General features: G+C 61.0%; 30 protein-coding genes. 14 read left to right on the top strand and 16 right to left on the bottom strand.

What is annotated here, in order from left to right:
- Positions 1–99: 99 nt before the first annotated feature.
- The 6 genes from ACDZ94_RS20515 to tusD all read right to left on the bottom strand — a co-directional run bounded on the left by ACDZ94_RS20515 (position 100) and on the right by tusD (position 3,536).
- Entirely contained in the window at positions 100–1,095 is a 996-nt protein-coding gene (locus tag ACDZ94_RS20515; protein ID WP_432750728.1) for a glutathione S-transferase family protein, read from the bottom strand.
- 88 nt (positions 1,096–1,183) lie between these two features.
- Entirely contained in the window at positions 1,184–2,185 is a 1,002-nt protein-coding gene (locus ACDZ94_RS20510) for a glycosyl transferase family protein (RefSeq protein ID WP_432750727.1), read from the bottom strand.
- Positions 2,182–2,517 (bottom strand): TusE/DsrC/DsvC family sulfur relay protein, encoded by a 336-nt coding sequence (locus ACDZ94_RS20505; protein ID WP_262665149.1) that lies wholly within the window; start codon positions 2,515–2,517, stop codon positions 2,182–2,184. Before ACDZ94_RS20505 ends, ACDZ94_RS20510 begins: the two co-directional genes overlap by 4 nt.
- On the bottom strand, positions 2,514–2,792 hold the full coding sequence (tusB, locus tag ACDZ94_RS20500) for a sulfurtransferase complex subunit TusB (protein ID WP_064452882.1): 279 nt from the start codon (positions 2,790–2,792) through the stop codon (positions 2,514–2,516). The genes ACDZ94_RS20505 and tusB overlap by 4 nt, the downstream gene beginning before the upstream one ends.
- Entirely contained in the window at positions 2,792–3,142 is a 351-nt protein-coding gene (gene tusC / locus ACDZ94_RS20495; protein WP_432750726.1) for a sulfurtransferase complex subunit TusC, read from the bottom strand. The genes tusB and tusC overlap by 1 nt, the downstream gene beginning before the upstream one ends.
- A gap of 1 nt (position 3,143) precedes the next feature.
- Entirely contained in the window at positions 3,144–3,536 is a 393-nt protein-coding gene (gene tusD / locus ACDZ94_RS20490; RefSeq protein WP_221295068.1) for a sulfurtransferase complex subunit TusD, read from the bottom strand.
- Positions 3,537–3,694: 158 nt separating this feature from the next.
- Between tusD and ACDZ94_RS20485 the strand changes: the two genes are divergently transcribed.
- A complete protein-coding gene (locus ACDZ94_RS20485) occupies positions 3,695–4,876 on the top strand; it encodes a CaiB/BaiF CoA transferase family protein (protein WP_432750725.1) in 1,182 nt (393 codons plus the stop codon).
- A gap of 110 nt (positions 4,877–4,986) precedes the next feature.
- On the opposite strand, the gene ACDZ94_RS20480 is transcribed toward ACDZ94_RS20485, so the two are convergent.
- Complete coding sequence (locus ACDZ94_RS20480; RefSeq protein WP_064454959.1) at positions 4,987–5,481, bottom strand: SprT family zinc-dependent metalloprotease; 495 nt, start codon at positions 5,479–5,481, stop codon at positions 4,987–4,989.
- Positions 5,482–5,609: 128 nt separating this feature from the next.
- Positions 5,610–6,212: a Yip1 family protein gene (locus tag ACDZ94_RS20475; RefSeq protein WP_064452879.1), complete on the bottom strand. Its 603-nt coding sequence runs from the start codon at positions 6,210–6,212 to the stop codon at positions 5,610–5,612.
- Between the two features lie 274 nt (positions 6,213–6,486).
- Between ACDZ94_RS20475 and ttcA the strand changes: the two genes are divergently transcribed.
- Together ttcA and ACDZ94_RS20465 are read left to right on the top strand one after the other, a co-directional pair.
- Entirely contained in the window at positions 6,487–7,311 is an 825-nt protein-coding gene (gene ttcA, locus ACDZ94_RS20470) for a tRNA 2-thiocytidine(32) synthetase TtcA (RefSeq protein WP_064452878.1), read from the top strand.
- 67 nt (positions 7,312–7,378) lie between these two features.
- On the top strand, positions 7,379–8,050 hold the full coding sequence (locus ACDZ94_RS20465; RefSeq protein ID WP_064452877.1) for a DNA-3-methyladenine glycosylase I: 672 nt from the start codon (positions 7,379–7,381) through the stop codon (positions 8,048–8,050).
- Between the two features lie 89 nt (positions 8,051–8,139).
- Here ACDZ94_RS20465 and ACDZ94_RS20460 read toward each other — a convergent pair whose 3' ends face one another.
- Genes ACDZ94_RS20460 through arsC form a run of 3 tightly spaced genes read right to left on the bottom strand, consistent with a single transcriptional unit; the run spans position 8,140 to position 9,504 of the window.
- The gene (locus tag ACDZ94_RS20460; protein ID WP_064452876.1) at positions 8,140–8,556 is read right to left on the bottom strand and encodes a DUF2069 domain-containing protein; all 417 of its coding nucleotides are present in this window, start codon (positions 8,554–8,556) and stop codon (positions 8,140–8,142) included.
- Entirely contained in the window at positions 8,540–9,154 is a 615-nt protein-coding gene (gene wrbA / locus ACDZ94_RS20455; RefSeq protein ID WP_064452875.1) for an NAD(P)H:quinone oxidoreductase, read from the bottom strand. The genes ACDZ94_RS20460 and wrbA overlap by 17 nt, the downstream gene beginning before the upstream one ends.
- The gene (gene arsC / locus ACDZ94_RS20450; RefSeq protein ID WP_262665138.1) at positions 9,151–9,504 is read right to left on the bottom strand and encodes an arsenate reductase (glutaredoxin); all 354 of its coding nucleotides are present in this window, start codon (positions 9,502–9,504) and stop codon (positions 9,151–9,153) included. Before arsC ends, wrbA begins: the two co-directional genes overlap by 4 nt.
- Before the next feature lie 115 nt (positions 9,505–9,619).
- Here arsC and ACDZ94_RS20445 point away from each other — a divergent pair, with 115 nt between their 5' ends.
- Positions 9,620–10,081 carry a TlpA disulfide reductase family protein gene (locus tag ACDZ94_RS20445; RefSeq protein WP_053256807.1) on the top strand — a complete coding sequence of 154 codons (462 nt, stop codon included), beginning with the start codon at positions 9,620–9,622 and terminating at the stop codon, positions 10,079–10,081.
- A gap of 140 nt (positions 10,082–10,221) precedes the next feature.
- Here ACDZ94_RS20445 and ACDZ94_RS20440 read toward each other — a convergent pair whose 3' ends face one another.
- The 4 genes from ACDZ94_RS20440 to ACDZ94_RS20425 form a co-directional block, all read right to left on the bottom strand.
- Complete coding sequence (locus ACDZ94_RS20440; RefSeq protein WP_221295047.1) at positions 10,222–10,626, bottom strand: META domain-containing protein; 405 nt, start codon at positions 10,624–10,626, stop codon at positions 10,222–10,224.
- Positions 10,623–11,063, bottom strand: a complete 441-nt coding sequence (locus tag ACDZ94_RS20435) for a hypothetical protein (protein ID WP_064452872.1) — start codon at positions 11,061–11,063, stop codon at positions 10,623–10,625. The genes ACDZ94_RS20440 and ACDZ94_RS20435 overlap by 4 nt, the downstream gene beginning before the upstream one ends.
- A gap of 71 nt (positions 11,064–11,134) precedes the next feature.
- Positions 11,135–12,124, bottom strand: coding sequence for a 2-hydroxyacid dehydrogenase (locus ACDZ94_RS20430; RefSeq protein ID WP_064452871.1), 990 nt, complete (start codon positions 12,122–12,124; stop codon positions 11,135–11,137).
- 51 nt (positions 12,125–12,175) lie between these two features.
- Complete coding sequence (locus tag ACDZ94_RS20425; protein WP_432750724.1) at positions 12,176–14,911, bottom strand: response regulator; 2,736 nt, start codon at positions 14,909–14,911, stop codon at positions 12,176–12,178.
- Between the two features lie 205 nt (positions 14,912–15,116).
- On the opposite strand from ACDZ94_RS20425, the gene ACDZ94_RS20420 reads away from it, so the two are divergent.
- Positions 15,117–15,845: a response regulator transcription factor gene (locus ACDZ94_RS20420; protein WP_128588139.1), complete on the top strand. Its 729-nt coding sequence runs from the start codon at positions 15,117–15,119 to the stop codon at positions 15,843–15,845.
- On the top strand, positions 15,832–17,190 hold the full coding sequence (locus ACDZ94_RS20415; RefSeq protein WP_432751527.1) for a histidine kinase sensor domain-containing protein: 1,359 nt from the start codon (positions 15,832–15,834) through the stop codon (positions 17,188–17,190). Before ACDZ94_RS20420 ends, ACDZ94_RS20415 begins: the two co-directional genes overlap by 14 nt.
- Here the strand turns inward: ACDZ94_RS20415 and ACDZ94_RS20410 are convergent.
- Positions 17,187–17,708: a DUF2062 domain-containing protein gene (locus ACDZ94_RS20410; RefSeq protein WP_053256801.1), complete on the bottom strand. Its 522-nt coding sequence runs from the start codon at positions 17,706–17,708 to the stop codon at positions 17,187–17,189. The genes ACDZ94_RS20415 and ACDZ94_RS20410 overlap by 4 nt on opposite strands.
- A gap of 135 nt (positions 17,709–17,843) precedes the next feature.
- Between ACDZ94_RS20410 and ACDZ94_RS20405 the strand changes: the two genes are divergently transcribed.
- The 8 genes from ACDZ94_RS20405 to murB all read left to right on the top strand — a co-directional run bounded on the left by ACDZ94_RS20405 (position 17,844) and on the right by murB (position 24,699).
- Positions 17,844–20,069, top strand: a complete 2,226-nt coding sequence (locus ACDZ94_RS20405; protein WP_432750723.1) for a DNA internalization-related competence protein ComEC/Rec2 — start codon at positions 17,844–17,846, stop codon at positions 20,067–20,069.
- 109 nt (positions 20,070–20,178) lie between these two features.
- Positions 20,179–20,814 (top strand): MotA/TolQ/ExbB proton channel family protein, encoded by a 636-nt coding sequence (locus ACDZ94_RS20400; protein WP_064452867.1) that lies wholly within the window; start codon positions 20,179–20,181, stop codon positions 20,812–20,814.
- Positions 20,811–21,239, top strand: a complete 429-nt coding sequence (locus ACDZ94_RS20395) for an ExbD/TolR family protein (protein ID WP_064452866.1) — start codon at positions 20,811–20,813, stop codon at positions 21,237–21,239. Before ACDZ94_RS20400 ends, ACDZ94_RS20395 begins: the two co-directional genes overlap by 4 nt.
- Positions 21,239–22,249 (top strand): tetraacyldisaccharide 4'-kinase, encoded by a 1,011-nt coding sequence (lpxK, locus tag ACDZ94_RS20390; protein ID WP_432750722.1) that lies wholly within the window; start codon positions 21,239–21,241, stop codon positions 22,247–22,249. Before ACDZ94_RS20395 ends, lpxK begins: the two co-directional genes overlap by 1 nt.
- Before the next feature lie 23 nt (positions 22,250–22,272).
- Positions 22,273–22,458, top strand: a complete 186-nt coding sequence (locus ACDZ94_RS20385) for a Trm112 family protein (protein WP_003174668.1) — start codon at positions 22,273–22,275, stop codon at positions 22,456–22,458.
- Positions 22,455–23,219 (top strand): 3-deoxy-manno-octulosonate cytidylyltransferase, encoded by a 765-nt coding sequence (gene kdsB, locus ACDZ94_RS20380; protein WP_064452864.1) that lies wholly within the window; start codon positions 22,455–22,457, stop codon positions 23,217–23,219. Before ACDZ94_RS20385 ends, kdsB begins: the two co-directional genes overlap by 4 nt.
- Positions 23,219–23,683: a low molecular weight protein-tyrosine-phosphatase gene (locus ACDZ94_RS20375; RefSeq protein ID WP_064452863.1), complete on the top strand. Its 465-nt coding sequence runs from the start codon at positions 23,219–23,221 to the stop codon at positions 23,681–23,683. Before kdsB ends, ACDZ94_RS20375 begins: the two co-directional genes overlap by 1 nt.
- Complete coding sequence (gene murB, locus ACDZ94_RS20370) at positions 23,680–24,699, top strand: UDP-N-acetylmuramate dehydrogenase (protein ID WP_432750721.1); 1,020 nt, start codon at positions 23,680–23,682, stop codon at positions 24,697–24,699. Before ACDZ94_RS20375 ends, murB begins: the two co-directional genes overlap by 4 nt.
- Positions 24,700–24,715 lie beyond the last annotated feature (16 nt).

Here is a 24,715-nt window from a genome sequence, read left to right as displayed (position 1 = left end):
GCGGGCAAGCCCCCTCCCACATTGGCCTGTGTGCACAGATCCAAATGTGGGAGGGGGCTTGCCCCCGATGAGGCCTTCAAACACAGCCAATGATTCGGATCAGCCCTGGACGCCTTTGCCACTTAGCCGCTTCCTGTCATGCCCGGCATCAAAGGTTTGCAACGGCCCCTTCGGCACAATCCCCGTCGGATTGATCGTCCGGTGGCTCGCATAGTAATGCCCCTTGATGTGCGAAAAATCCACCGTCTCGGCCACGCCTGGCCACTGATACATCTCCCTCAGCCAGTTCGACAAGTTCGGATAATCGGCAATCCGCCGCAGGTTGCATTTGAAGTGGCTGTAATACACCGCATCAAAACGAATCAGCGTGGTGAACAGCCGCACATCGGCTTCGGTCAGGTATTCACCGGCCAGGTAACGGTGCGCGTCCAAGTGCCGCTCCAGGTGATCCAGCTCGGCAAACACATCATCAAACGCGCTTTCATAGGCCTTTTGCGAGGTGGCGAAGCCTGCGCGGTATACGCCATTGTTCACGGCGGGGTAGATGCGTTCGTTCAGCGCGTCGATGCTCGGGCGTAGCGCCTTGGGGTAGAAGTCCAGCGTGTTGCCGGTCAGTTCGTTGAAGGCGCTGTTAAACATGCGGATGATCTCCGCGGATTCATTGCTCACGATGCGCTTGAGCTTTTTGTCCCACAGCACCGGTACGGTGACGCGGCCGGTGTAGTTGGCGGTGTCAGCGGTGTAGCGCTGGTGCATGAATTGGAAGTCATCGAGTTTGTCGCCGCTGGAGCCATGGGCCTTGTCGAAGGTCCAGCCGTTTTCCAGCATCAGCCAACTGACGACGGAAACGTCGATCAAGCTTTCCAGGCCCTTGAGCTTGCGCAGGATCAAGGTGCGGTGGGCCCACGGGCAGGCGAGCGAAACATACAGATGATAGCGACCGGCCTGCGCCTGGAAGCCGCCTTCGCCACTGGGGCCAGGCTCGCCGTCGGCTGTTACCCAGTTACGCTGTTGCGCCTGCTCGCGCTGGAAAGCGCCGTCTGCACTACTTTCGTACCACTGGTCTTTCCAATGTCCTTCGATCAGCAAACCCATGACTGGCTCCTTGGCTAATAAGCGTTGGAGCCCAGTCTAAAGGGATGAGTTCGAACTAAAAGCGCAAAGACTGCGGGCAAATGATCGATTAAATCGATTTATCCCGTGCGTCCCAGTATTGCTGGGCCAGTTCGAAGGCTTGCACCCGTGGGTGGCCGAGGCCGCGCAAGGCCAGGGCCATGGTGGCGATCAGGGCCAGTTGCGGATAGCTGTCCTCGACATCGCCGCGCCACAGCGCTTTCAACTGCTCGGGTTCCAGGGTCGCGGGTTTGACGTGGCGCTGAGCGGAGAGGGCGGGCCACTCTTCGTCCCAGCTTTCGCCGCCGGTGGTGCCGTACAGGTGGCTCAGGGTGTCGGGGTTGATCTCGACCTCGCCGCCGTCACCCTTGACCACAATCACGTTGTCGCCGAGCAGGCCGCTGGCGTCACGGTGCACGCCCTGGTAACCGGGGTGGAAAATACTTTGCAGGCCGCAGCGTGCATTCAGCGGGTTGAGCAGGCGCGCCAGGGAATGGATCGGCGAGCGCAGGCCCAGGGTGTTACGCAGATCAATCATGCGTTGCAGTTGCGGCGCCCAGTCACCCAGTGGGATAAACGCCAGGTTGCCGTGTTCGAACGCGCTTTCAACCTGCTGCCAATTGCGGCACAACGGGATGTGCAGGCCTTCCAGCAATTGCTCGGTGTACAACCGGCCAGCGGTGTGAGCGCCGCCGCCGTGCATCAGGATGCGCACGCCGTTCTGCGCCAGGCATTTGGCCGCCAGCAAATACCACGGCAGGTGGCGTTTTTTCCCGGCGTAGGTGGGCCAATCGATATCCACGTTCAGCGCTGGCGCATTCAGGCGTTCGCGTACCGCTTCGGTGAATCCGGCGAGTTCTTCCGGGCTTTCTTCCTTGTGCCGTAGCAACATCAGGAAGGCGCCGAGCTGGGTGTCTTCGACTTTTTCGTCGAGCAGCATGCCCATGGCCTCACGGGCTTCTTCGCGGGTGAGGTTGCGCGCGCCGCGCTTGCCTTTGCCCAGGATGCGCACGAACTGCGCAAACGGGTGTTCGGCAGGGGTTTCAAGGGTCAGCGGGGCAAAGTCGGTCATAAGCAATTCGTCGGCCTGGGCAGGCCCGCCAGCTTGGCGGCGAGTTTGGCGGGAGTGCCGTTGAACAGTTTGTTGAGGTGCAGGCTGTTGCCCTTTTCCGGGCCCAGCTTCAAGGCGGTGTACTTGATCAGCGGGCGCGTGGCGGGGGACAACTGGAACTCGGCGTAGAAGCCACGCAGCAGTTCGAGGATTTCCCAATGGTCCGCGGTCAACTCCAGGGGTTCGGCGGCGGCAAGGGCGTTGGCCACGTCGGTGGACCATTGATTCAGGTCGACGAGATAGCCGTCCTTGTCCAGTTCGAGGGTGCGCGAACCTACGGTCAGGGTGTTCATAGCCAGGTGTTGACCTTGTCGTAGTCGATCGACAACTGCACGAAACCTGGATAGTCCACGCTGTCGGCCCAGTCTGGCAGGGGCAGGTTGCGCGCCTGCATGTCTTCGGCCAGCACAAAGACCTTCACACCCTTGGTCTGCAGGGCCGGATTGTGCAGCCCGTAGGCGCCATCGCCGCACAGCAGGATCGCGTCCTCGGGGCCGCAAACGCGCAGGCAACTGGCGAGGCGGCTATCGGTAAACGGGGAGTGGGACACCACATGTAAAGTCGACATCAGAGGGTAATCACCTGGTCGTAACGGTCAATCAGTTGGGAAATCTGTTCGCTGCCCAGCGCTTGAGCACTGGCGGGGGGCGCGAGCCCGCGCTCGGCCAGGCTGTGGCTGCAGGCGAACACGTCATCGATACCGAACAGGCCCAACGCCTGCAAGTTGGCGCCGAGGTCTTTTTGCTGCACGGCCTTGGCGTCCTGGTGTGGCGCCAGCTGAAACACCCCGTCATCCATAAACAGCAGGCCGATCGGCAGATCAAATGCACCGCCGGCCAGCACGATATCCAGGGCTTCGCGCGCGCTCGGCCCCGACCACGGTGGCTGGCGGCTGATCACCAATAAGGATTTTGACATGTCATGGCCCTCCAAAGCAGATCAGGCGGTCAGCGGCCTGGGCGGCGTCATGCAGCTGCCCAAGGCCCGACAGCACCCACGGCGCGTCGAGGTTCACTGCGCTGCGTTGATAGCGCGTGGCTTCTTCCTTATTCAACACGCCACGGCGCAAGGCAGCGGCGATGCACACCACGCCGTCGAGCTGGTGCGCGCTGACGAACTCGCGCCATTGCCGGGCGATATCTTGCTCATCCTGGGGCGCAACGATGTTAGTGGAGGCGCTGTACACCCCATCCTGATAAAAAAACAGCCGCACAATTTCGTGCCCGCCGGCAAGCGCTGCCTGTGCGAACAGCAAGGCGCGGCGCGAGGAGGGCGCATGGGCGGCGGAAAACAAAGCAATCGCAAACTTCATGGAACACTCTGCAAGCAAACGTAAGCCAATCATAAAGCCGCCGCCGCGAAAAAGCCCGCCGTGATCAAAACGGTCACTCGCGGTGATTGTTCTGACGATTGCCGCCAGGCTCAAGGCTGCCTACGCTGTGGGCATTCGAAACCCCAAATGGAGTCTCCATGTCAGGTCCCTTGGCATCGCTCAAAGTGCTGGATTTTTCCACCTTGCTGCCGGGCCCGTTCGCGTCCTTGATGCTGGCGGACATGGGCGCTGAGGTATTGCGCATCGAATCGCCCACGCGCATGGACCTGTTGCGGGTCTTGCCACCCCATGACCACGGCACCTCGGCGAGCCATGCCTACCTCAATCGCAATAAGCGCAGTCTGGCGCTGGATCTCAAGCAGGTCGAGGCGCTGGAGATCGTGCGCGAACTGGTCAAAGACTACGACATCGTCCTTGAGCAATTCCGGCCTGGGGTGATGGAGCGTCTGGGCCTGGGTTATGAGGCGTTGAAGGCGATCAACCCCAAGCTGATTTATGTGTCCATCACCGGCTATGGCCAGACCGGCCCTTACAAAGACCGTGCCGGGCACGATATCAACTACCTGGCGCTGGCCGGCGTCGCCAGTTACACCGGTCGCCAAGACAGCGGGCCGCTGCCGCTGGGTGTGCAATTGGCGGATGTGGGCGGTGGTTCGCTGCATGCGGTGGTCGGTTTACTCGCAGCGGTGATTGCCCGGCAACAGAGCGGTGTCGGCCAATACCTGGATGTGAGCATGACCGATTGCTCGTTCAGCTTGAACGCGATGGCCGGCGCTGGGTATCTGGCCTGTGGCGTGGAGCCGGGTTGGGAGACGCATGTGCTGAACGGCGGCAGTTTCTACGATTATTACCGGTCCCGCGATGGGCGCTGGATGTCGGTCGGCAGCCTGGAGCCCGCGTTTATGCAGGCATTGTGCGCGGCATTGGGGCGCCCCGAGTTGGCGGCACAAGGCCTGTCTCCCCAGCCGGAACAGCAAAAAGCACTGAAGCGGGCATTGCAGGTCGAGTTTGAGAAACGCAGCTTTGACGAGCTGTGCGAGCTGTTTGCCGGGGTGGATGCGTGTGTGGAGCCGGTACTGACGTTGAGCGAGGCCTTGGAGCATCCGCAGTTGAAGGCGCGGCAATTGGTCAGCCAGGTGCCACGCGGTGATGGCTCGACCCAGGCGCAAATCGCCTGTCCGTTGAAGTTTTCCGAGGGGTTGCCGCAGCCTCGGCATATTGGGGCGGCTGTGGGGGCGCACAGTGATGAAGTGCTCGCCGAGTTAGGCTTCAGTGCTCAGAGGATAGACGCCTTGCGGCGGGCCAAGGTGGTTGGGTAGTGCCTGCACGGATGCTATCGCAGGCAAGCCAGCTCCCACATTTGATAGGCGGCGCGGTCAAAGTGTGGGCGCTGGCTTGCCTGCGACGGGGCAATCACTGACACCACCCCTCACTCCACCCGCGTTTCCCCGGTGTACACCAAGGTATGCCGGCACCGCCGGCACAAATAACGCCGCCCCTGATTCACCAACCCATGCCGCTGGGCCGAGAACGGGAAGTCGCTGTCGGCACACGGGCAGCGGTAGATATAGCGGGTCACTTGTCGACGCTTGATTGCATAGGTGTGGCAGCGATCCGGCGGCAGCTCGTAAACCCCGCGCATGATCAATTGCCATTCCTCGCCATGGGGCTGGATGCGCTCGCCAAACAATTGATGGGCAATCAGGTGCGCCACTTCATGGGCCACGGTCTGTTTAAGGAAGTGCTGGCTGTTTTCGCGGTACAACTGTGGGTTGAAGCGCAGCAGGTTCTCGTGCAAATGCGCGACACCGGCTTTCTGGCCCCGCAGCTTGAGGCTGACCTGGGGGCGTTTGAAGCTTCGTTTGAAAAAGGATTCGGCTTGCAGGAAACAATCTTCGACGCGGGTATTGAGTTGCTCGGGCATGCTGTACATATCTCCAGAGACGTCCAGTATGCCGCAAAAGCAGGTGTTTCCGAATCTGTCAGGCGCCGAATGGTCATGCATAACGCACAAAGCCACCTTGCGGTGGCCTTGCCCAGGTTTTTATCAGCCTAATTGGTATAGATCGGGCCCACGCCCAAGCCCCAGACGATCACGGTAAACGCCATGATCGCCACCAGCACCACCAGGCCCACGGCCAGCACCGAGCTGGAAAACAGGAAGCCCTCGTCCGGGTCGATGCTCATAAAGGTCGGCAGCCCGACATACAGCAGGTACACCGTGTAGCAAATCGCCGCCGTACCCACGACCATTCCCAGCCACATGTGCGGGTAAAGCGCCGCCAGCCCGCCGATAAACAGCGGTGTCGCAGTGTACGTGGCAAATGCTACACACCGCGCCATGCTGGGGCTGGCGTCATAGGTACGGGCCATCCAGTGAATGAACGCGCCCATCACCGCCACGCCGCCGAGCATGGCCGCATACGACATGATGGTCATCCACAGCGCGCTTTCCTGAGTCAGCATGACCGGGGACCGGCTGCCAATCACCCAGCCGACGCGGGTGGTGCCGATGAAGGCGGAAACGGCGGGGATCGCCGCGAGAATCAAGGTATGAGTGAGGTACATGTGGCCGATACTTTCTTCCTTATCGCCACGAATTTCCCGCCATTCCTGGTCGGGATGGGTAAACAGCCCCACGACGTGATGGATCATGCCAGTCACTCCTGTCGTTGTTACCATCGCCCCCCATCGGAGCGCCCACGGGCCAAATGGCCTCAAAGGTCCTGGATAGTTGTGCGACCTCAAGTCGCAGTATAGGAAGTCATGACCGGAAAAACTGTAGGGCTTTAGAGTAAATTGCGCTGTAAACACTAGCCCTAATCGCGGCGAGGTCTGTCAAACCCCCTCGATCAGAAATGGATCTTGGGCGTCCTTACCGCTAAAATACCGCGCTTTTCGTCACACACCTCTCGCGGATCCAAGCGCCATGGGCACTCTTACGGTCAACCAGAACAAACTGCAAAAACGCCTGCGTCGCCTGGCCGGTGAAGCGGTTGCCGATTTCAACATGATCGAGGAGGGCGACAAGGTCATGGTCTGCCTCTCCGGCGGCAAAGACAGCTACACCCTGCTTGACGTGCTGCTGCACCTGCAGAAGGTCGCACCGATCAAGTTCGAGATCGTCGCCGTCAACATGGACCAGAAACAGCCGGGCTTCCCCGAACACGTATTGCCGGCCTACTTGAAAGCGCTGGGCGTCGAGTACCACATCGTCGAGAAAGACACCTATTCGGTGGTCAAGGAACTGATCCCGGAAGGCAAAACCACCTGTTCGCTGTGCTCGCGCCTGCGCCGTGGCACGCTCTACACCTTTGCCGATGAAATCGGCGCGACCAAGATGGCCCTCGGTCATCACCGCGATGACATCGTCGAGACATTCTTCCTCAATATGTTCTTCAACGGCTCCCTCAAGGCCATGCCGCCCAAGCTGCGCGCCGATGATGGGCGCAACGTGGTGATCCGCCCGCTGGCGTATTGCAACGAGAAGGACATCCAGGCTTACTCCGACTTCAAGCAATTCCCGATCATCCCGTGCAACCTGTGTGGCTCCCAGGAAAACCTGCAACGCCAGGTGGTCAAGGAAATGCTCATGGACTGGGAGCGCAAGACTCCCGGGCGCACCGAAAGCATCTTCCGCAGCCTGCAGAATGTGCAGCCGTCGCAATTGGCCGACCGCAACCTGTTCGACTTCACCAGCCTGAAAATTGATGAGACCGCCGCTTCGCGCTTCGTCAATGTTGTGAACCTCTGACACGTTTCAACGCTCTGAAAGACGGCGCTTGCGGGCGCCGTTTTCAATTCAATTGCCAGGAGAGGGCATGCGCGATTACAAGTGGCTGCACGAATATTGTCTGAACCGCTTCGGTTCGGCGGCCGAGTTGGAAGCCCATCTGCCTGTACCCAAGACCCCGGCGCAATTGCGCAAGATCAGTGATGACCGTTACCTGTCGACCCTCGCGTTGCGGGTGTTTCGCGCCGGGCTCAAGCACAGTGTGGTGGACGGTAAATGGCCGGCGTTCGAGCAGGTATTCTTCGGTTTCGACCCGGAAAAAGTCGTGCTGATGGGCGCTGAGCACCTGGAGCGCTTGATGCAGGACACCCGCATCATCCGTCACCTGGGCAAGCTCAAAAGTGTGCCGCGCAATGCGCAGATGATTCTGGATATCGAGCAGGAAAAGGGCAGTTTCGGCGCGTTTATCGCCGACTGGCCGGTCACCGACATCGTCGGTTTATGGAAGTACCTGAGCAAGCACGGCCATCAGTTGGGCGGGCTGTCGGCGCCGCGCTTCCTGCGCATGGTAGGCAAGGACACATTTGTGCCGAGTGATGACGTGGTAGCAGCCTTGAACGCGCAGAAGATCGTCGACAAGGCCCCGACCAGCCTGCGTGATCTGGCGACGGTGCAGGGCGCGTTCAACCAATGGCATGCCGAGAGTGGTCGGCCGATGTGCCAGTTGTCGATGATGCTGGCTTACACCGTTAATCATTGAGACTGACGTGCGGCTATCGCAGGCAAGCCAGCTCCCGCAGGAAAATGCATTCCAAATGTGGGAGCTGGCTTGCCTGCGATGACTGACTGTCAGGCACCCTGGGCTAGCGCCAACCGCCGATTCAGTTGGTGCCGCCAGCGCACATACAACAGCGCCGTACAAAACACCGCCAGGCTCGCGAGCATCTCCAGCACCCCGAACCACTGCCGATTCGGGTCATACGCCGCCAGCGCGCCCTTGATGAAATACAGGTTCACCACAAAGCACATCCACGAATGCCCGCGCGCGCTGCCGAGCAGCATCCCCGGCGCCAATAACACCAATGGCACCAGCTCGATCAGCAGGATTACCCATGGGCGTGCGCCGTGCAGGTCGGCGACGAACAGGTAATACCCGCACAGCAAACCCACCAGGCCAAAAAACGCCAGCAGGCTCAGCGCCCGTGCGACCTTGACCCGTGGTTCCAGCCAGGCCTGGGGCGGGAGGACCTTAGGCTTTCTGGCCACGGCCGTTCTCCAGCAGCATCGCGGTGTTGGCCAGGCGCAAGCCCAAGGCGCGGCACAGGGTGGTTTCGTGTTGATCGAGCATGCGCTTGCCGTCGGGCCCGGCGTGATGGCTGGCGCCATACGGCGTGCCGCCGCCCTGGGTATCGAGCAGCGCCTGTTCGCTATAAGGCAGGCCGGTGATCAGCATGCCGTGGTGCAACAGCGGCAACAGCATCGACATCAGCGTGGTTTCCTGGCCACCGTGCAGGCTGGCGGTGGAAGTGAACACACCCGCAGGCTTGCCGACGAGCGCGCCGGTGAGCCACAGGTTGCTGGTGCCATCAAGAAAGTATTTGAGCGGTGCGGCCATGTTGCCGAAGCGCGTCGGGCTGCCGAGGGCCAGGGCCGAGCAGTTTTTCAAATCATCGAGGCTTGCATACAGCGCGCCTTCGTCCGGGATACTCGGCGCCACGGCTTCGCATTCGGCGGAGATCGCCGGCACGGTGCGTAATCGCGCTTCCAGGCCACCTTGCTCGATGCCCCGGGCAATCTGACGGGCCATTTCGCTCACCGAGCCATTGCGGCTGTAATACAACACCAGCACATACGGCGCAGTCACGGCAGGATCTCCAGCACGTTTTCCGGCGGACGGCCAATGACGGCTTTATCGCGGGTTTCCAGAATCGGGCGCTCCATCAGCTTCGGGTGCTCGGCGATGGCTGTGATCAACTGGGTTTCGCTGAGGCTGGCGTCGGCCAGGTTGAGGGTTTTGTATTCCTCTTCGCCGGTGCGCAGCAGTTGGCGCGCGCTGATCCCCAGCTTACCGAGCAAGGCCTTTAATTGCGCAGCGTTCAGCGGGGTTTCAAGGTAGCGAACCACGCTCGGATTCAGGCCGCGAGCTTCCAGCAGTTCGAGCGCTCCGCGGGATTTCGAGCAGCGCGGGTTGTGATAAAGCGTCAGATCGGTCATGTGCGGGTCGCATCTTGCGTAAGGTGGCGGGTATTCTACCTGCGCTGCGGCCCGTCCTTAAACCGTAAGAGGCGATAGGTCGCAGCCAACGTTCATTTTTGCGAAGGATTACCCCATGACTAGGCGACTGATCGGTGCATTGGCGATCATCACAACCCTGCTGCTCAGCGGCTGCGGTAACGATTACGGCGTTGACCAATATGGCAAGAAAGTGGCGGCCGAACGCCTGGACAAGCAGTGGGTGGTGGTCAATTACTGGGCCGAATGGTGTGGCCCGTGTCGCACGGAAATCCCGGAACTCAATGCCTTGGCCGAGCAATTGAAAGGGCAGAACGTGGGCGTGTTCGGGGTCAATTTCGACAACGTACAGGGTGAAGAACTCAAGGCCGCCAGCGAGAAGCTGGGGATCAAGTTCACCGTCCTGGCGCAGAACCCGGAGGAGATTTTTGATATTCCGCGCAGTGAGGCGTTGCCAGTGACCTACATCATTGATGACAAGGGCAAGGTGCGTGAGCAGTTGATGGGTGAGCAGACGGCGCAAGGGGTGCTGGCCAAACTTAAAGCCTTACGCGGCTAAAGCAACAACAGAAAACCAATGTGGGAGGGGGCTTGCTCCCGATGGCAGTCTGTCAGCGACTTATTAGTTGACTGACCCACTGCTATCGGGAGCAAGCCCCCTCCCACATTTAGACCTCACCCGTATCTGGATGGGGGCTATCAGCCTTCTTCAAGCCACAGGCGAATGGGCTTGCCTTCGACAGGCCAGAAGCGCGTCTGCTCGATCGGCGAGATGTCCCAGCGCTCAACGCCTTGCAGGGCCTGGAAGAAGCGGTGTTCCTGCTCCATCAAGGCCTCGGCGCACAGTTTGCGGGTGCTGCCGATCTTGCCGAAGCTGAGCTTGTCGCCCTCGACGGTGTACGGCGCAAACCAGTGGTTGCAGCCGCCATTGCCATAGGCGCGGCCATCGGCACCGAGGGTGACGGTCAGGTTCGCGTAGTCCATCAGCGGGCGCTCACCAATCCATTCCACTACGTAGCTGTGATCCTGCTCAAGCTTCACTGCATCCCCGGCGCAGCCCGTCAGGCCAGCCCCGATGGCGGCAAGCACAAGCGCGCCTTTCATTGCGCGGCCTGCTGGCATTTTGGGCAGCGGTGCTTGTCGCCTTCGCTGGCCCAGCCCAACTCCTTGATGCGCGCGTTGGCGGCCGGTTGCAGCGGCTCTTTGGTCAGCTTGGTTTCCACCGCGAATTCAAACTCCAGCACGCTGTCGCAGCTGTCGCAATTGACCTTCCAGGTGTGAATCTCCAGCTCGCCGAATTTCGGCCCCTGGGCCATGGCGACCCATTGGCCCGCCGGGCGGATGGAATAGCGCGCGTCACCTTCGACGTTCAGGCGCATCGACAGGGTTTTACTGCCGCGCAGGGTGACAATCAGAATGTCGCCATGCTTGATCGAACCACCGTTGCCAGTGACTTGGTAACGGCCCGGCACCAGGGCGCGGCATTCGATCAGGGTGTGTTGCGGGCTCAGCAAGCTGAAGCGGAAATCGTGTTCGGCCATGGATCCTCCAAATAGGCGCGGCATCCTATCACGGGTGCCGGCCTATCATGAGCCTGGTATGTGACCGCTGATCAACCTTCGACGAGGTTCTGCGGCTGGCCATTGGCCCAGGCGGCAATGTTGGCCAACGTGGTGCCGGCGATTGCCGCCAGGGCTTCACGGGTAAGAAATGCCTGGTGTGCGGTGATGATCACGTTGGGAAAGGTCAGCAGGCGCGCGAGCACATCGTCTTGCAGGGGCAGGTCGGAGCGGTCCTCAAAAAACAGTTGGGCCTCTTCTTCGTACACGTCCAGCCCCAGGTAGCCGAGTTGGCCGTTCTTGAGTGCTTCGATCAGCGCTGGCGTGTCTACCAAACCACCGCGACCGGTATTGATCAGCATCGCGCCAGGTTGCATCTGCGCCAAGGAGCGGGCGTTGATCAGGTGTTTGCTGTCGGCGGTCAGCGGGCAGTGCAGGCTGATGATCTGCGCTTGGGCCAGCAATTCAGGCAGGCTTACGTAATGGGCGCCGAGGGCCTGGACCTGCGGGTTGGGGAAGGGGTCGTAGGCGAGTAATTGGCAGCCGAACCCGGCCATGATCCTGGCGAACGTGGCACCGATCTGCCCGGTGCCAACCACGCCGACGGTCTTGCCTACCAGGTCGAAGCCGGTGAGCCCATGCAAGCTGAAATCACCGTCGCGGGTGCGGTTGTAGGCGCGGTGCAGGCGGCGGTTCAGCGCGAGGATCAGGGCCACGGCGTGCTCGGCCACCGCGTGAGGCGAGTAGGCGGGGACGCGCACGATGCTCAGGCCCAGGCGCTTGGCGGCGGGCAAGTCGACATGGTTGTAACCGGCGGAGCGCAGGGCAATCAGGCGCGTACCGCCTGCGGCCAACTGCTCCAGCACCGGGGCGCTGAGGTCGTCGTTGATAAAGGCGCAGACCACTTCGTGGTGTTCGGCCAGGGCCACGGTGTCGAGGTTGAGCCGGGCAGGTTGAAATTGCAGTTCAAGGTCTGTTGGCAGTGGCTCGCCGAGAAAACTGTCGCGGTCGTAGGTCTGGCTGCTGAAAAGAATCACGCGCATTAAAAAGCTCCCTGCACTCGCTGAAAAAATACATCACCCCACAGAGAAGTCTCAAGCGCTGACGCGTGCCTCGCTGGCCAGCCGTGCAATGGCCATGTCCAGTTCGTCCAGTGCGGTAATGGCTTTGGCGTCGTCTTGCTTGAGCAGGGTTTCCGCGCGTTGGCAGGCGGCGCGCAATTGCGGCACGCCGCAGTAGCGGGTGGCGCCATGCAAGCGGTGGACGCGCTCGATCAGGGCATTGTTGTCTTTGGCTTCGCGGGCAGCGGTAATGGCCAGGCGATCAGCTTCTAGGGAGGCCAGCAACATGGCGAGCATATCGGCCGCGAGGTCGGCTTTGTTGGCCGCCAGGCGCAGGCCTTCGTCATGATCCAGTACCAGCAGTTGTACGCCTGGGCCAAAGCTGTCAGTCGTACGTTCCGGCCCTTGATTGCGCAGCGCCAGGCCGGTCCATTTCAACACCACTTGGGCCAATTGCCGTTCGCTGATGGGTTTGGTCAGGTAGTCGTCCATGCCGCTTTGCAGCAGGGCGCGTTTTTCGTTAGCCATCGCGTGGGCGGTGAGGGCGACCACCGGCAAAGGCGTGCCGTGGCGCTCGCTTTCCCATTGGCGGATTGCCTCGGTGCTTTGGCGGCCATCCATGCCGGGCATTTGCACGTCCATCAGCACCAGGTCGAAGGTTTCCTGCTTCACGGCGTCGATGGCGGCGTAACCACTTTCCACGGCCTGGACCTTGGCCCCCATGTCTTCGAGCAGGGTTTGCACCAACAGCAGGTTTGCCGGGTTGTCGTCCACGCAAAGCACACGGGGTGCGCGGCTGGACAATGGCTCGCCGGGCTCATTGCGCAACGGGCGCGGGCTGATCAGGTCGGCAAGGGCGCGGCGCAGCTTGCGTGTACAGGCCGGCTTGGCCTGCAACTGGCTGTTGGGGTTGGGCACCGACTGGTTGAACAGCATCTGTTCGGTGGTCGGGCACAGCACCAGCACCTTGCAACCGAGGTGTTCAAGGTCCCATAGATGCTGGTTGAGGCGTTCTGGCGGAATGTCATTGGCGGTGACGCCGAGCACGGCCAGGTCAATCGCCTGTTCGGTCTGATGGGCGCTGGTGATGCCGTTGGTCAGGCTTTCCAGAGTATTGAACGGCGTGACTTCCAGGCCGCAGTCTTCCAGTTGATGTTGCAGGGCCTTTTCCAGCACCGCCACACGGCGGCCGAGCAGCGGCGGGGAGGGCAGGTCTTCGGCGTCGTCGCGGGTTTTGGGCAGGTTGAGGCTGATCCAGAACTCCGAGCCTTCGCCCGGCGTGCTGTCGACACCGATTTCACCACCCATCTGCTCGATCAGTCGCTTGGAGATCACCAGGCCCAGGCCGGTGCCGCCCGGTTGACGCGACAGCGAGTTGTCGGCCTGGCTGAAGGCTTGGAACAGCGCGCGTACATCCTGGTTGGACAGGCCGATGCCAGTGTCTTGCACGCTGATGCGCAGTTGGACGCTGTCTTCCTGTTCGTCCTCGACCATCGCCCTGGCGACGATGGTGCCCTCGCGGGTGAACTTGATCGCATTACTGATCAGGTTGGTGAGGATCTGCTTGAGGCGCAGCGGGTCGCCCACCAGCGCCAGCGGGGTATCGCGGTACACCAGGCTGACCAGTTCCAGCTGTTTGGCATGGGCGGCGGGGGCGAGGATGGTCAACGTGTCTTGCAGCAAGTCGCGCAGGTTGAAAGGCACGCTGTCGAGCACCAGCTTGCCCGCTTCAATTTTCGAGAAGTCGAGGATTTCGTTGATGATGCCCAACAGATTGTCGGCAGATTTCTCGATGGTGCCCAGGTAATCCAACTGGCGCGGCGACAGCTCGCTTTTCTGCAGCAGGTGGGTAAAGCCGAGGATGCCGTTGAGTGGCGTGCGGATTTCATGGCTCATGTTGGCCAGGAACTCCGACTTGATACGGCTGGCTTCCAGGGCCTCCTTGCGTGCCAGGTCCAGCTCGATGTTCTGGATCTCGATGGTTTCCAGGTTCTGGCGCACGTCTTCGGTGGCCTGGTCAATGCTGTGTTGCAGTTCTTCCTGGGCATTTTGCAGGGTTTCGGCCATGCGGTTGATGCCCGAGGCCAACTGGTCCAATTCCTGGCTGCCCAAGGGCGGCAAGCGGGTTTCCAGGTTGCCGTCCTTGAGTTGGGCCACGGCTTGCTTGATCTGGCCGATCGGTGAGTTGATCGTGCGGCTGATCCGCAGGGCCAGGGCGGCGGTGCAAATCAGGCCAATGGCGATCAGCAGCAGGCTGGCAAACAGGCTGCGATAGCCGCGCAGCAACATGCCATTGTGCGACAACTCCACTTCGACCCAGCCGAGCAGGCGGTCGGCTTCGTCGGGGATCAACTCGCCGGCGAGGTTGCGATGGCGGCCGAATACCGGCTGCAGGTAGCGCGTGGCGTCATTGCCGGTGCGCTGCAGCAGGTGGGAGCTGTTGCCGACGGGCGGCTGGTTCAGCATGGTCGGGCCAGCGTGGGCCAGGGGCGAACGGTCCGGCGCAAGGAACGACACGGCGCGTACGTCCGGTTGCTCCAGGGACTGGGTGGCGATGCGCTCCAGCAGGTCGGTGTTCTTGGCGCTCAACGCCGGGGCCACCAGCGGTGCCAATTGCTCAGCGATCATTTCGCCGCGTTGCAGTAATTGGGACTGCAATTCCGACAGCTGCATCCAGGTGAAATAGCCCCCCAACAACAGGGCCATCAGGCTGGTCGGTAATAAGGTCAGCAACAGTACGCGGCCTTTTATTCCCATTTTTGTAAGCACGCCACTCTCCTGTTGCCACATTGTTTTCAATTATCCACGCGGGCATCCGGCCCACGCGACTTGCGCAGTGTAGCCATTTGCGCGGTTCGGAATCTCGCAAATTAATGACATAGCGCAATCTTCGGGCCGTTGGGCACTGGCTGGCGATTGCCTGCGACAGTTTAATCTTGAATAATCAGTGATTGAGAATGACTTGCAGACGCTAATGAATCCCGCAGTGGTTGGCCTACCCAGTATCCTGACAATCGAAGATGACCCTGTGCTGGGCGCCTATGTCCATGAACACCTGGGCCGCTGCGGTTTTCAGGTCACCTTGTGCCGTAACGGCGAACGGGGCCTGCAAATGGCGCGTGACCAGGTGTTCGACGTGGTGTTGATGGATATCCTGCTGCCCGGCATGGACGGCCTATCGATCCTCACGCATCTGCGCCAGAGCCATACAACCCCAGTGATCCTTATGTCGGCGCTGGGCGCCGAAGCGGATCGCGTCAGCGGCTTTCGTCTCGGTGCGGACGACTACTTGCCCAAGCCGTTCAGCATGATCGAATTGCGGGTACGCATTGAGGCCATCCTGCGTCGCGTGGCCCTGGACCGTCGCCCGTCGCCCACGCTTTTACCGGCGCGCGACGATATTTTCCCCCTGCGCTTTGACGATGAACGGAATGACGTCTGCTACCAGACACTCTGGGCAGGGTTGACCCGCAGCGAATTTCGCCTGCTGGAAACCCTGCACCGCAATGCCGATGAAGTGCTCAGCAAAGCGTTCCTTTATCAGCATGTGTTGCAGCGCGGTTATGCGCCCCACGACCGTAGCCTGGACATGCATATCAGCCAGATTCGCCGCAAGCTCAAGGCAATCGGCTACAACGAGCGCGAAGTGCGCACGGTGTGGGGCAAGGGCTATGTGCTGAGCGTTCATGATGAAGGGCTTTGAGCAACTGCCCGGCAAGCATTCGTTATTCTGGAAGCTCGCGTGCCTGCTGATCGCCTTCTGTTTGCTGATGATTTGGCTCAGTTGGTCCTGGGGCCGGTACATGGAACAGCGCAGTGCCTATGTGGCCGAGGAGTCGCGCGAAATTCTGCGGGGGTATGCGGCGGGGGCGGAATTGGCATGGAGTACACAGGGCCGCGCAGGCGTGGACGCCTGGTTACAGTTGATGGCCAAGCGCGAATCCACGTGGATGGGGGTAATCGGCCACGACTTGCAGTCGCTGAGCAGTACACCCCTGAGTGACAAAGAGAGCCAGCGCCTGACCTTTCTGCGCGGGCTGGAGTGGCCGGTCAGTCGGCATGTCAAAGGCCTGCCGTGGGTGAAAATCCCATTCCCTGTGGACGCTGGGGTTGGCTCGCTGGTGATTGAGTTACCCCAGCGCTTTAAGCCGGGGCGTTACCAATTGTTCTGGCGCGTGGTGACCAATGGCGTGATTCCCGGCCTGTTTACCTTGCTGCTGTGCGTGGGCCTCTATCGGCTGCTGATCATGCCCCTCAACCAATTACGCGAGCAGGCCAATGCGTGGCGTGCCGATCAATTGAATACGCGTCTGTCCAGCGAGGCCACCAGCCGCCAGGATGAATTGGGTGAGTTGGGCCGTGCCTTCGACCACATGTCCGAGCGTTTGCAGGGCACCGTGCTGTTGCAGCAACAAATGCTGCGGGATATGTCCCACGAACTGCGCACCCCTTTAAGTCGTTTGCGGGTGGCCTGTGACAGTGAGCAGGATCTGGCGCAGTTGCGTGAGCGATTGAGCCGGGAAATCGACGCCATGCAATGCCTGGTGGAAGACAGTCTGCAACTGGCGTGGCTGGATAGCGAAACAGCGCCGCTGCCCAACGAAGATATCCAGCTTCAGGCCTTGTGGGACATGCTGCGGGAAAACGCCTGTTATGAAAGTCACTGGCCGGCGTCGCGTTTGCCCTGCCTGTTGCCAGCGGATTGCTGGGTGCGTGGCAACCTGAATGCGCTGGCCCAGGCCCTGGAAAACATCCTGCGCAATGCCATCAGGCATTCTCCCGCCCACGGGGTGGTGACGCTGGACGGGTGTCGCGAAGATGATGAATGGCATATCTGGCTGGAAGATCAGGGCGGCGGCATTGCTGAGCAGGACTTGGAACGTATTTTTGCGCCGTTTACCCGATTGGAGGGCTCACGGCCCGGTGATGGCGGTTTCGGCCTTGGCTTGAGCATCGCCCGCAACGCCTTACGGCGCCAGGGCGGGTGTTTGTGGGCGGAAAATACCGAGCAAGGCTTGCGCGTGCATCTGCGACTGCGGGCAGGTTAGCTTTCAGCGCGACGCTGCTTGCGCTTCTTCCACTGGTGCGCGACCCACCAACGCCAGTACCCCATCGTCAGGCAGTACGCCAGCGCGGCCAGCACCAGGCCGCACACCACGGAACCCAACAGGAACGGTTGCCACAGGGTGCTCAGCTGACTGCTGATCCATTCCCAGGTCAAGTCATCGGGCAAGCTGCGTGGTGGCGTGTTCATCAGCCACGCGCCGGTCAGGTACGTACAGAAGAACACCACCGGCATGGTGATCGGGTTGGTCAGCCACACCAGGCTGACAGCAATCGGCATATTGCCGCGCACGGCGATCGCCAGGATCGCCGCCAATAACATCTGCAGCGGAATCGGGATAAACGCCGCGAACAGGCCCACCGCCATGGCGCGCGCGACGGAGTGCCGGTTCAGGTGCCAGAGGTTGGGGTCATGCAGCAACGTGCCGAGAAATCGTAAGGACTTGTGTTCCCGGATACTCGTGGGGTCGGGCATGTACCGTTTGAATAAGCGCCGGGGCATAAGGGGTCCAGGTCAGTGCGAGGGGCAAGTATGCCCGCATTCTATAAACAGAAAATTCAGACTTTGTGACAAAACATCATAGGCCATGCTGGGCGCCCGACTAAGACTGAGTGGATCACTTGAAAAGGATGATTCATGAGAACAGGCATGTTCGCACTCGGGCTTGGATTACTTGCGCTGCGATTTCTACCGGCACTGCCGCCGACTGCATGGCTGCTGGCCATTTTGGTGCTTGCGTTGATGCTGTTGCCGTTTCGCACCTACCCACTGGCGTTCTTCCTGCTGGGCCTGAGCTGGGCCTGCATCAGCGCGCAATGGGCGTTGAATGATCGCCTCAAGCCGGCGCTGGACGGGCAGACGCGCTGGGTAGAGGGCCGTGTGATTGGGTTGCCACAGCAAACGAGCAGCGGCGTACGCTTCGAATTGGCCGACGGCCGGTCGCGTAGCGCTCGGTTACCCAAGCGCATCCGGGTGTCCTGGCAGGGTGGCCCGCCGGTAAACAGCGGCGAGCGCTGGCGGCTGGCGCTCACGTTGAAGCGGCCCTCGGGGCTGCTTAATTTTCATGGCTTTGACTATGAGGCCTGGTTGCTGGCCCAGCGTATTGGTGCCACCGGCTCGGTGAAAGATGGCCAGCGCCTGGCGCCGGCCCGCAATGCTTGGCGCGACAGCGTCCGGCAGCGCTTGAAAACAGTCGATGCTCAAGGTCGCGAGGCGGGCTTGGCGGCGTTGGTGCTGGGCGATGGCTCGGGGCTGGCGACCGAGGATTGGCGGGTGTTGCAAGACACCGGAACCGTGCATCTGCTGGTGATTTCCGGTCAGCACATCGGCTTGCTGGCGGGTTTGATCTACGGCCTGGTGGCCGGTCTGGCACGCTACGGTTGCTGGCCCCGAGCCTTGCCGTGGCTGCCGTGGGCGTGCAGCCTGGGGTTTGCCGCCGCGCTCGGTTATGGCCTGCTGGCGGGGTTCGGTGTACCGGTGCAGCGGGCCTGCGTGATGGTCGGGCTGGTATTGCTTTGGCGTCTGCGTTTTCGGCATTTAGGCGTCTGGTGGCCGTTATTGCTCGCCCTCGATGGCGTGCTGGTGCTCGAGCCGTTGGCCAGTTTGCAGCCGGGGTTCTGGTTGTCGTTTGCAGCCGTGGCGGTGCTGGTTCTGGCGTTCAGCGGGCGCTTGGGCCCGTGGCGCATCTGGCAGGCCTGGACTCGCCCCCAATGGTTGATAGCCATCGGTTTGTTTCCGGTATTGCTGGTGCTGGGTTTGCCCATCAGCCTCAGTGCGCCGGTTGCCAATCTCTTTGCCGTGCCGTGGATCAGCCTGGTGGTGTTGCCATTGGCACTGCTGGGGACCTTGCTTCTGGCGGTGCCGTTGGTGGGAGAGGGCTTGTTGTGGTTGGCCGGTGGAGCGCTTGATGGCCTTTTCAGGGGGTTGACGCTTTTAGCGGTGCTGCGCTCGGCCTGGGTGCCTGCCGAGGTGCCTGTGGGGTATTGGTTATTAAGCGCTGTGGGCGCGGTGTTATTGCTCTTGCCCAAAGGCGTACCGTTTCGGCTGCTGGGCTGGCCGTTGCTGATGGTGGCAATCTTTCCGCCCCGGGCGCTGGTGCCACATGGGCAGGTGGAGGTGCTGCAACTGGATGTTGGCCAGGGGCAAGCGGTGATCCTGCGCACGCGCAATCACGCAATGCTCTACGACGCAGGGCCGCGCTCGGGGGCGGCGGATCTCGGTGCGCGGGTGGTCTTGCCTTCGCTGCAAAAGCTCGGGGTAGGGGCGCTGGACCTGATGGTGATCAGCCACGCCCACGCAGACCATGCCGGCGGTGCAACCGCTGTCGCCCGTGCGCTTGCGGTCGGGCGGGTCGTCGGCGGAGAGTCCGCAGGGCTGCCGGCATTTCTCGATACGCAGCCATGTATCAGTGGTGAGCAATGGGAGTGGGATGGCGTGTCGTTTGAACTGTGGCAATGGCCTGGCGCCACGAGCAGCAATCCTAAATCCTGCGTATTGCGTGTACACGCCCAGGGCGAACGCCTGTTGCTGACGGGGGATATCGATCAAGCGGCTGAAAAGGCCTTTCTCACTTCGCCCTTGGCGGTGCAGACGGATTGGCTGCAAGCGCCGCACCATGGCAGTCGCAGCTCCTCATCCTGGCGGTTCCTGCAACGGCTTGCGCCCAGGTCAGTGCTGATTTCACGCGGGCGTGGCAACGCATTTGGTCATCCCCACCCACAGGTAATGGAGCGTTATCAAGCGTTGGGCAGCCGAGTCTACGACAGCGCGGAACAAGGTGCCGTACGTTTGCAACTGGGTACCTTCCAACCACCGGATGTTGCTCGTAGTCAACGCCGATTCTGGCGCGAGGCATTACCGTAATCCAGGCTTACCAAATACCGCGGGCCGCGAAAGGCGGGCCTTTGGCTGGCGAACCACGCTGGTGAACCTATATGGTAAAGTGGCGCACTTTTTCGAGGGGACATTCACTGTGTGGGAATTGGTCAAATCCGGCGGCTGGATGATGTTGCCGATTATCATGAGCTCCATCGCCGCACTTGGCATCGTTGCCGAACGCCTGTGGACCCTGCGCGCCAGCCGAATAACGCCTGAGCATCTGCTGGGACAAGTCTGGGGCTGGATCAAGAACAAGCAGCTGGATAAAGAAAAGCTCAAGGAGTTACGGGCCAACTCGCCTTTAGGTGAAATACTTGCGGCCGGCCTCGCCAACTCCAAGCATGGTCGAGAGATCATGAAAGAGTGCATCGAGGAGGCCGCTGCCCGGGTCATCCATGAAATGGAGCGCTATATCAATGCGCTTGGCACCATTGCGGCCATGGCACCGTTGCTCGGCCTGTTGGGTACGGTGCTGGGCATGATCGATATTTTCAGCTCGTTCATGGGGTCGGGCATGACCACTAACGCCGCCGTGCTGGCGGGCGGTATCTCCAAGGCCTTGATTACCACGGCTGCGGGCCTGATGGTCGGCATTCCTTCGGTATTTTTCCACCGTTTCCTGCAACGTCGCATCGATGAGCTGGTGGTCGGTATGGAGCAGGAAGCCATTAAGCTGGTCGAAGTGGTGCAGGGCGATCGTGATGTCGATTTCGTCGAGGGCCGAGCGTGAAATTTCGCCGCAAGCAACGGGAGAATGTTGATATCAACCTGGCGTCGCTGATTGACGTCGTTTTTATCCTGCTGCTGTTTTTTGTTGTCACCACCACGTTCACCCGGGAAACCCAGCTGCGTGTCGACTTGCCGGAAGCCGTGAGCGGCTCCCCGGCCGAAGACCAGGAAACCAAGCAACTGGACATCGCCATCAGTGCCGACGGCGTGTTTTCGGTGAATAACCAATTGCTCGAGAAAAACGACCTCGCCAGCCTGATGGACGCCCTGCAGAAAGAGTCCGGGGGCGACACTAAAATGCCGCTCTCGATCAGTGCGGACGGTAAAACCCAGCACCAAGCCGTTATCACGGCGATGGACGCTGCGGGCAAGCTGGGTTTCAGCCATCTGCGCATGACCACCGTCGAGGCGGCGACCCAACCCTGATGGCCATTTCCGATCGTTTGCTCAAGGCCTGGTACGAAGGGCATCCGGCACTCACGCTGCTGCGGCCGCTGGAGTCGTTGTATCGCCGCGTGGTGCAGCGCAAGCGCGCGCGCTTCCTGGCGGGTGAGGGTGAGATCTATCAATCACCGGTGCCCGTGGTAGTGGTGGGTAATATCACCGTAGGTGGCACGGGCAAGACGCCGTTGATCCTGTGGCTGATCGAGCACTGTCAGCGCAGTGGCTTGCGTGTAGGCGTGGTCAGTCGCGGTTACGGTGCAAAGCCGCCACAGTTGCCCTGGCGGGTCGAGGCCAGCCATAGCGCAGCGGTGGCCGGCGATGAGCCGCTGCTGATCGTGCAGCGCTGCGGTGTACCGCTGATGATCGATCCTGACCGAAGTCGCGCGGTGAAAGCGCTGCTGGCCAGCGAGCAGCTTGACCTGATTCTCTCCGACGACGGCCTGCAGCACTACCGCCTGGCTCGCGACCTGGAATTGGTGCTGATCGACGCCGCCCGTGGCCTGGGTAACCGCCGTTGCCTGCCTGCCGGGCCGTTGCGTGAACCAGTGGAGCGTCTGCACAGCGTCGATGCGCTGCTGTACAACGGTGCAGGCTCCGACCGTCAGGATGGTTTTGCCTTTCGTCTGTTACCGACGGCGTTGATCAATTTGAACACCGGCGAGCGCCGCCCGGTCGATCATTTTCCGGTTGGCCAGCAGGTTCATGCGGTTGCCGGTATTGGTAACCCGCAACGTTTCTTCAATACCCTCGAAACGCTACACTGGCAGCCGATACCCCATGCGTTTGCCGACCATGCGCCCTACAGCGCTGAGGTCCTGAATTTTACGCCGTCATTACCGCTGGTCATGACCGAAAAGGACGCGGTGAAGTGCCGCGCCTTCGCCCAGCCCGACTGGTGGTACCTTGCGGTGGATGCGGTGCCGTCAGCTGCGTTTGTGGCCTGGTTCGACACGCAATTGATGCGCCTGCTGCCCGCCCGACTCTTGCCTTAAATCGCTTCTTCCAGGAAATACTCATGGACACCAAACTGCTCGACATCCTCGCTTGCCCGATCTGCAAAGGCCCGCTCAAGCTCAGCGCCGACAAAACCGAGCTGATCAGCAAGGGTGCTGGCCTGGCTTACCCGATCCGTGATGGCATCCCGGTAATGCTCGAAAGCGAAGCCCGCACCCTGACCACCGATGAGCGCCTGGATAAATGACCACAGCCTTTACCGTCGTCATTCCTTCACGCTACGCATCGACGCGCCTGCCGGGCAAACCCCTGCAATTGATCGGCAACAAGCCGATGATCCAGCTGGTATGGGAACAGGCCTGTAAAAGCAGCGCCGAACGGGTAGTGGTCGCCACCGATGACCCGCGCATCATTGAGGCCTGCAAAGGTTTCGGCGCCGAAGCGGTATTAACCCGCGAAGACCATAACTCCGGCACTGACCGTCTGGCCGAAGTCGCCACGCAACTCGGTCTGGCCGCCGATGCGATCGTGGTCAATGTGCAAGGTGACGAGCCCTTGATCCCGCCGAGCGTGATCGATCAGGTCGCCGCGAACCTGGCTGCCCATGGCGAGGCGCGCATGGCGACCCTGGCCGAACCCATCGAAGACATTGACACCCTGTTCAACCCGAACGTGGTGAAGGTGGTCAGCGACATCAACGGCCTTGCGCTGACGTTCAGCCGCTCGATACTGCCTTGGGCGCGAGACGCCTTCGCCAGGAACCCTGACGTATTGCCGGAAGGCGTGCCGTATCGCCGCCATATCGGCATCTATGCCTATCGCGCCGGTTTCCTGCATGACTTCGTCAGCTGGGGCCCGTGCTGGCTGGAAAACACCGAGTCCCTGGAACAGCTGCGTGCCCTGTGGCATGGCGTGCGCATTCATGTGGGAGACGCCCTCGAAGCGCCACCTGCCGGTGTCGACACCCCGGAAGACCTTGAGCGCGTTCGTCGCCTGCTGGGGGCCTGATGGAGGTCTTGTTCGTCTGCCTGGGCAATATCTGCCGTTCGCCCACCGCTGAGGGCGTCCTGCGCCACAAATTGCGCGAGGCGGGGTTGGCAGACCAGGTTGAGGTGGCGTCGGCCGGAACGGGTGAATGGCATGTCGGTAACCCGCCGGACAAGCGTAGCCAGCGCGCGGCACTGGAGCGGGGCTACGACTTGTCCGCTCAGCGTGCCCAGCAGGTTTCCCGCGCTGACTTTGCGCGCTATGACCTGATCCTGGCCATGGACCACAGCAACCTGCGCAATCTCAAGGCGCTGCACCCCGGGCCAGGCAAGGCGGAGCTGGATTTGTTCCTGCGCCGGTATGACGCCGAGGTGGACGAAGTGCCAGACCCTTACTACGAAGGCGAACAAGGCTTTGAGCGGGTTCTGGACCTGATCGAGCGAGCCTGTGATTTATTGGTGATCGAATTGAAGGGGCGGTTATGACCTTGCAAGTGCTTGCGCAGGTATCGCTCAAGCCATTCAACAGTTTCGGCATTGACGTGCGCGCGCATTTGTTCGCCGAGGCCCACAGCGACGCCGATGTGCGTGAAGCCTTGGCCTATGCTGCCGCACAGGCGTTGCCGCTGTTGGTGATTGGTGGTGGCAGCAACTTGTTGTTGACCCAGGATATCCCGGCGTTGGTGCTGCGCATGGCAAGCCAGGGCATTCGCGTGCTGCAAGATGATGGTGTGCACGTGGTGGTCGAGGCCGAAGCGGGCGAAGCCTGGCATCCGTTTGTTCTGTGGACCCTGGAACACGGTTTCTGCGGCCTGGAAAACCTCAGCCTGATCCCGGGCACCGTCGGTGCCGCGCCGATGCAGAACATCGGCGCCTACGGAGTGGAGATCAAAGACGTTTTTGCCGGCCTGACCGCTTTGGATCGCCAAACCGGCGAGTTGCGGGATTTCAGCCTGCAAGAGTGCAACTTTGCCTACCGCGACAGCCTGTTCAAACACGAGACAGGGCGCTGGCTGATCCTGCGTGTGCGCTTTGCCTTGAGCCGTGCCAGCCACTTGAAACTCGACTACGGCCCGGTGCAGCAGCGCCTGGCAGGGCTGGGCATCACCGAGGCAACGCCCAGTGACGTGAGTCGCGCCATCTGCAGCATCCGCCGCGAAAAACTGCCGGACCCGGCAGAGCTGGGCAATGCGGGCAGCTTCTTCAAGAACCCGTTGGTATCCCAAACGCTGGCCACAGAGTTGCAGGCGCTGTATCCGGACCTGGTGGCGTACCCGCAGGCCGATGGGCAGATGAAGCTCGCTGCCGGCTGGCTGATCGACAAGGCTGGCTGGAAAGGCTTTCGTGACGGCGATGCGGGCGTGCATAAGATGCAGGCGCTGGTGTTGGTCAACTATGGTGCCGCCACAGGGCACGACATTGCCAGCCTGGCGCTGCGTATCCAGCAGGACATTGCTGAACGCTTCAAGGTTGACCTGGAAATGGAACCTAACCGGTACTGAAGCGTTAAAAACAAAA

Origin of the sequence: Pseudomonas sp. UBT (genome assembly GCF_050915955.1) — a bacterium.
GTDB lineage: Bacteria > Pseudomonadota > Gammaproteobacteria > Pseudomonadales > Pseudomonadaceae > Aquipseudomonas > Aquipseudomonas antarctica_A.
This window is presented reverse-complemented; position numbering and strand designations above follow the sequence as displayed.